The organism is Lentimicrobium sp. L6 (assembly GCF_013166655.1).
GTDB lineage: Bacteria > Bacteroidota > Bacteroidia > Bacteroidales > UBA12170 > UBA12170.
In genome coordinates, this window is record NZ_JABKCA010000130.1 from 1 (window position 1) to 6,951 (window position 6,951).

Here is a 6,951-nt window from a genome sequence, read left to right on the forward strand (position 1 = left end):
AGAACCTATTCTAATTCAGCTTGATAAGGCAGTCTGATTTGGTGCGAAACTTCAGATATTTACTTAAAACTCTTAGACTTCCCCTGGAAGTCCACTATCAATACTTTTCTTACTTTACTCATGACAATTGGGTTATTAGCCATTTTCTTGCTAATTTGGTTCATAAGAAAGCCCGAAAATATTGTTTGACAACGGGTAATGAAGGTTCTTTTTTAGGGTGGTCAACTTCAGCGTTTTTTATAATTATTTACACAAAAAAAAAGATTTAGATGGGAGTGATTAAATTCATTTTACTAACTACAATGGCCAGATTTGCAAATCATGTTCCTATTTCACTTTTCGGTACCAAAATGGCACAAACTATTTTAACTATATGTTTTTCAACACATATAGTACCCCCAACAAGACTCGAACTTGTATCTAGTGTTTAGGAAACACTTGTTCTATCCCTTGAACTATGGGGGCATATATTTCAAAAATTCCTTTTTATAGTATTCCGAAAACGAAATCACTAGAAACAAAAAAAGGCTTATCAAATGATAAACCTTTTTTGCTCCTCTTCTTGGACTCGAACCAAGGACCCTCTGATTAACAGTCAGATGCTCTAACCAGCTGAGCTAAAGAGGAATATACTTAAAAGTCTTTATTGAACTTTTCTTTCTTAGCGTTTCTGCCTTGAAAGCGATTGCAAATTTACAAGCATTTTTTAAACCTGCAAACTTTTTTTAATTTTTTTTTGTTCTCAAGAAAACACCGTAAACACTTAGCAAACAAAGCAATTATGGAAGGATTCTCCTTTTATCAAAAAAAATCTTTTATATTCAATTCTTCTTTTTCGTCAAATTATAACAAATCTTAAATAATAACTGTTTAATAAGTTGAAATAGTCAATAAAAAATGGCTTCTAAAAACAAGGCACGAAAGTGCTAAAGTCATTAATTAACAAGAATTAATTCAATCCCAGTTTTATAGCCTGTTTTGTTTTATTCTTTTCTTTACTTTTGTGCCTCAATAATATAATGGAATTTATTTTTTTATGAAGATAAAAATCGTCAACAAATCAAAGCATCAACTTCCTGCATATGAAACTATTGCATCTGCCGGAATGGACCTGAGAGCCGAACTAGAAACACCATTACATGTTCAACCTTTAGAAAGAACATTAATCCCCACAGGCCTTTTTATGGAACTACCTGTAGGCTACGAAGCACAAGTAAGACCCAGAAGCGGCCTGGCTTACAAGAAAGGTGTAGGGGTGGTTAATAGCCCCGGAACCATTGATGCTGACTACAGAGGAGAGATAAAAGTAATTATCATTAACCTATCAGAAACCGAGCTCATTATAGAAGATGGCGAAAGAATTGCACAAATGGTGATTGCCAAGCACGAAAGAGCAGATTGGGAAGAAGTAGATTCTTTATCTGAAACCGACAGAGGCGCGGGCGGGTTTGGTTCCACTGGAAAAAAATAAATCAAAAGAGAAGACAAAAAAAATGACTTTATTAAAACCAAAATACTGGCTTTTACTATTTTTACTATTCAGTTTTTCGAGCATATATTGCCAAGATGCTAAAGAAGACAAAAAGGCTAAAATGGCCATGAATACCTTTCTGGATGCTGAGAAAAACAAGATGCTCGACAATTATCCTGAAGCCATCAAACTCTACGAAAAAACCCTCAACATCGACGAAAACTACGATCCTGCCATGTATGAATTGGGAAGGATACTCGTTCTTCAGCAAGAATATACGGAAGCCTTATTTTGGGTGGAAAAAGCCTATCATACTGATGGTAGCAATAAATGGTATGCCCTCCTCTTGATCGATTTATACAGAAATAATTATCAAATTCCTGAAGCCATTGCAGTTTATGAGCAGCTCCTTGAGAATGAACCCAATAATACCGACTACCTGCTGAGCATTTCTGGGCTGTACACAGCCATGGAGAAATATTCTAAAGCTATTAAAGCTATTGAAAGTATAGAGAAGATTGATGGAATTTCAGAGAAAACCAGATTGCAGATGAAAAATCTTTATATGCAAGAAGGAGAATTTGACAAAGCTGCTGCCGCCATGATAGAACTAAGTCATGCTTATCCTCAGGAAGAAAAATATTGCAGTATGATTGCAGAAATGTATATGCAGCAACAAAAACCAGACAAAGCCCTGGAATGGTATGATAAGGTTTTGGAAATCAACCCTGACAATCCATACATACAAATCACATTAGCAGACTATTATGCTAAAAAAGATGACCTGAGTAAAGCCTACGAATACCTAAAAGAAGGCTATTCTAATAAAAACCTAGATATCGACACTAAAATTCAGGTGCTTGCCACCTATATGAATGCCACCAATCAGCAGAGCATATTAAAAGAACGTGCTTATGAATTGATTGATATTTTGGTGACCACTCATCCCGATAGTTACAAATCACATGCCATATACGGTGACTTACTATTTAGTGATAGCCTTTACCAAAAAGCGGCTGAAGAATACGAAATAGTCATCAAATTAGACAGCACGAGCTTTACGGTGTGGAATCAATTGCTCTATAGCTTAGGCATGGGTGATGACCATCAAAAAGTGGCCGACTATAGCTATAGAGCTATGGAACAATTTCCAGAACAAGAATTTCCTTATTATGTAAATGCCTTAGCCAACTTCAGACTAGAAGACAGCAAAGCGGCCATTGCTACTCTAGAACAGGGTTTATACTTTGTGAGTAATCAAGGATTAGCAGAGCAGTTCTATATGCTTCTTGGGGATGCCTATCACTCAGAAGGAGATCCTAAAAAAGCTTATGAGAATTATGACAACTGCTTACGCATTAACCCCGAAAACAGTTTTGTTTTAAATAACTATGCCTATTACCTTTCCTTAGAAAATAAAGATCTAGAAAAAGCTAAAGAGATGGCCGCAAAAGCCATTGAGATAGATGCCAACGAAAACAATTTAGACACCTATGGCTGGATTCTTTATTTAATGGAGGATTATCAAGGAGCTTTAAAATATATTTCCCAATCCATAGAAATAACCAAAAACCCCAGTGCTGTGGTTTTAGAGCACCTTGGAGATGTATATATGGCCATGGGAAATTCAAAAGAAGCCAAAAACTATTGGAAGAAAGCTAAAAAAGCAGGTGGCGATGCTACAATACTCCAAGAAAAAATAAAGCAAAAATAAATGATGATTAAGAATGCAAAAATAGCTTGGTTTTTTCTCTTGGTTTTAATGATAGCCTCCTCATGTAATATACAGAAGAGAAACTATAAAGCCCCCATTAAAGAGGAGGGTGCTGATTATCTTTTGAGCCAAATGAAAGCAAACCAGAATCACTTTGAGACTTTTAGCGCAAAGGCATTGGCGAGCGTGACGAGTAATGGAAAAACCAACGACATCAAACTCAATATACGAATCAGAAAAGACAGTGCCATCTGGGTTTCAATTTCTGCTGGAATAGGTATAGAAGCCGCCAGGGTATTGCTCACCAAAGACTCTGTATTGTTTCTCAATAGACTTAACAAAACCTTCTTTGTAGGTAATTATCACTTTATCAACACCATGATAAATGCTCAGGTAGATTTTGACATTGTTCAAGCCATATTAACAGGAAACGATTTTACCTGGTACGATTATCAAGAATTAAAAGCTACCGTAGTGCAAGATCAATATCAATTAGAATCGGCACACCGTCGAAAGATGAAAAAGTATATCAGAGCCAATGATGCGGTTTCTCAAGTGATATATCAAAGCCTTTGGTTAAACCCTAAGTCTTTTAAGATAGAAAAACTAAAAATCAAGGAGATCAAAAACGACAATAAGAAAATTGTTGCCGAATATGCACATTTCAAAGAAATAGACAGCCAAGTTTTACCTACCCAATACAAACTGAGCATCTTTGCCAATGAAATTATAGAAATTGATGCCACTTTGATCAAGGTAAATTTAGAAAAAGAACTATCTTTCCCCTTTAATATCCCTTCAAAATATACAGAGATAAAATGATGATTATCAATACATACAAAACATACTTAAAGAAATTAACTCGCATTTCTTTGATCTTGTTTTTGATTATCATCACTTTTTCAACTGGTTTTTCACAAAGCAAAAAGAAAATAAACTCTCAAATACACCTGCTCGAAAAAGAAATCAGCTATACCAATGAGCTATTAAAAGAAACCCAAAAGAGCAAAGATGTTTCTTTAGTTCAACTCAAACTTCTAGATCAGCAGATTAAAAAACAAGAACGTTTATTAAAAAATCTTCGACAAGAAGTTCAATTGGTTGATCAGCAGATCAACGACAAGCAACTCCTGGTAAGTCAAAAAGAAAAGGAACTCAAAAGCCTTAAAGATGAATATGCCACCATGATCATGTATTCACAAAAAAATCTGAATCAATATGATCGCATGATGTTTGTATTTGCATCAAAAGATTTTAATCAGGCCTTTAAAAGGGTGAAATACTTTGAACAATATAGTTCCTACAGAAAAAAACAAGTCCAAATAATTGAGCAAAAACAAGACAGCCTCCACACTTCCATTACTAAGCTCAGCCATTTAAAAGAAGAAAAAGAAAGTCTTAGAAAAAAAGAGGAGGACGAGATTACTAAAATCAATAAGAAGAAGATAACGCAAGAGCGAGGGTTGAGAGACTTAAAGGGTCAGGAGAAAAAACTACAAAAGGACTTAAAGAAAAAGAACAGTCAAAAAAATAAACTGAAAAAGGAAATTGAAAAGATTTTAGCTGCGGAAGCCAAAAAAGCTAAAGAATTCAATATGACTCCCGATCAAATACAACTGTCAAAAAACTTTGATGATAACAAAGGTAAACTTCCTTGGCCTGTTGCCAAAGGAGTAGTATATAGTAGTTTTGGAGAACATGCCCATCCTGTTTTAAAAGGAATCAAGATCAGAAACGATGGTATCGATATCGTCACCAATGAAAATAGTAATGCCAGATCCGTATTTGATGGAGAGGTTAGAAGTATTATTTCGGTACCTGGCTCCGCTAACTTCGCTGTTTTGGTAAAGCATGGTCAATTTTTCTCTCTCTATTCTAATCTAGAGGAAGTATATGTAAAACCAGGCGATCAACTCAAAGTGAAACAAAATATTGGCAAAATCGCCAAAGACCCTGAAGATAAAACCACTAAATTGCAATTCCAAATCTGGAAAAGCACTAGCAAATTAAATCCAGTTCACTGGTTGGCAAAATAGGGCAAATTGAAGAATGAATACAATGAACCAAAAATATCAAAGCATTTAATATGAATATCCAGAATGACCAAAGAATAGTACTGAGCCTCGATGCAGGCGGAACCAATTTAGTATTCTCTGCAATGAAAGCTGGCCAAATGTTGGGAGAAGAAATAATTCTTCCTGCCAAAGTTGATAGCTTAGAAGCTTTTTTAGAAAAACTAACCCATGGTTTTGAACAAGTAAAACAACAAGCCGGAGGAGCCAATGCCATCAGCTTTGCCTTCCCTGGTCCTGCTGATTATCCCAATGGTATCATTGGCGATTTGGAAAACCTTCCAGTATTTAGAGGTGGCATTGCCCTAGGTCCATTTTTGGAGAAGAAATTTAATATCCCTGTATTTATCAATAATGATGGTGACCTCTTTACCCTTGGCGAAGCATTGGGCGGATTACTACCTATGATCAACCAAGAATTAGAGAAAGCAGGAAACCCCAAACAATACAAGCAACTCATTGGGGCCACTTTTGGTACCGGTTTTGGAGGCGGATTGGTCATCAACCAACAACTTATTATCGGTGACAATAGTGCAGGTGGCGAAATCAATAGAATGGGAAATATTCTCTACCCCCAATTCACTTCAGAAGAAAGCGTGAGCATTAGAGGAATAAAAAGAGTTTATGCAAGAGAATGTAATATAACTATTGACCAATGTCCTGAGCCCTTCCAAATCTTTAAAATAGCCAAAGGCCAAGAGGAGGGTCATCAAAAAGCAGCCATACTCAGTTTTAAAGAATTGGCCATAGTAGCAGCTGATGCATTAGCCAATACCATCACCATGTTTGACGCTCCAGTGGTTATCGGGGGCGGACTCAGTGGTGCCCACGAACTTATCTTACCTACTTTGGTAGAAGAGTTGAACAAGAAATTCGAGACCCCTAGTGGCGGACAAGTACAACGCATGGAAGTATTTGCCTATAACTGGCATCATACAGATTGCAAAGCCAACTTCTTAAAAAATAGCGGACAAAAAGTACTCATTCCTGGTAGTTCAGAAGAAATCAACTACGATCCTATTAAAAAGATATGTGTAGGAGCCAATGTATTGGGCACAGGTGGTGCTGTAGCATTAGGCGCTTATGCTTTTGCTATATTAAAATTGAATGAAATAAAATATTAAATCAGGCCTACGGTTGAGCTATATTTTATTTAATTTTACGTTTCAAATCAATTAATATCTGTTATGAAACGATTCTTATTATTTTCTAGTCTTATCCTCCTCCTTTTTTCATGCAACGAAAAAGAAGAAGTATCTCATATAGATCAAGCTTTAGTTCCAGGTGTTACACAATTTGAAGGAAGGCGTGATCATACAGGAATACACCTCACTTGGTCTTATGCCTATGCTTCAAGTCTCAACTACTTCATTCTATACTATTCACCTGGAGGCGAAGACACTGATACCATCTCTGCATTTGAAAGTAACTACACAGTACATCAAGTTCAAAGTGACACCAATTATATATTCCATTTAAAAGCTATAGATAAAATGGGAAATTCTTCTGAGCGAGCCGTTTTGAGGATGTCTACTTATTAACTGAATTCGTAAATTAATTAAAGCCTTTGTGGTATTTAGTGCGATGGGGGCGTGGGGGCGTGGTTGCGATGGGTGCGTGGGTACGTGGTGGCGTGGTTGCGTGGTGGCGGTAATCAGCATAGGAATGCTATTCCGCGCTAGCGGGTAGATGCT

The 6,951-nt window shown here is 36.4% G+C and carries 6 protein-coding genes and 2 tRNA genes; 6 read left to right on the forward strand and 2 right to left on the reverse strand.

Annotated elements, in window-relative coordinates:
* Window positions 1-393 precede the first annotated feature (393 nt).
* Together HNS38_RS19440 and HNS38_RS19445 are read right to left on the reverse strand one after the other, a co-directional pair.
* A tRNA-Arg gene (locus HNS38_RS19440) sits at window positions 394-465 on the reverse strand.
* An 88-nt stretch (window positions 466-553) separates the two neighbouring features.
* Window positions 554-627, reverse strand: a tRNA-Asn gene (locus tag HNS38_RS19445).
* 409 nt (window positions 628-1,036) lie between these two features.
* Here HNS38_RS19445 and dut point away from each other — a divergent pair.
* The 6 genes from dut (at window position 1,037) to HNS38_RS19475 (ending at window position 6,798) form a co-directional block, all read left to right on the forward strand.
* Window positions 1,037-1,471: a dUTP diphosphatase gene (gene dut / locus HNS38_RS19450; protein ID WP_172284709.1), complete on the forward strand. Its 435-nt coding sequence runs from the start codon at window positions 1,037-1,039 to the stop codon at window positions 1,469-1,471.
* Window positions 1,472-1,493: 22 nt separating this feature from the next.
* Window positions 1,494-3,185: a tetratricopeptide repeat protein gene (locus HNS38_RS19455; protein ID WP_172284708.1), complete on the forward strand. Its 1,692-nt coding sequence runs from the start codon at window positions 1,494-1,496 to the stop codon at window positions 3,183-3,185.
* Entirely contained in the window at window positions 3,186-4,007 is an 822-nt protein-coding gene (locus tag HNS38_RS19460; protein ID WP_172346942.1) for a DUF4292 domain-containing protein, read from the forward strand.
* Window positions 4,004-5,221 carry a murein hydrolase activator EnvC gene (locus HNS38_RS19465; protein WP_216663792.1) on the forward strand — a complete coding sequence of 406 codons (1,218 nt, stop codon included), beginning with the start codon at window positions 4,004-4,006 and terminating at the stop codon, window positions 5,219-5,221. Before HNS38_RS19460 ends, HNS38_RS19465 begins: the two co-directional genes overlap by 4 nt.
* Before the next feature lie 50 nt (window positions 5,222-5,271).
* On the forward strand, window positions 5,272-6,381 hold the full coding sequence (locus tag HNS38_RS19470) for an ROK family protein (RefSeq protein WP_172346944.1): 1,110 nt from the start codon (window positions 5,272-5,274) through the stop codon (window positions 6,379-6,381).
* A gap of 63 nt (window positions 6,382-6,444) precedes the next feature.
* Window positions 6,445-6,798, forward strand: a complete 354-nt coding sequence (locus HNS38_RS19475) for a fibronectin type III domain-containing protein (RefSeq protein ID WP_172284704.1) — start codon at window positions 6,445-6,447, stop codon at window positions 6,796-6,798.
* Window positions 6,799-6,951 lie beyond the last annotated feature (153 nt).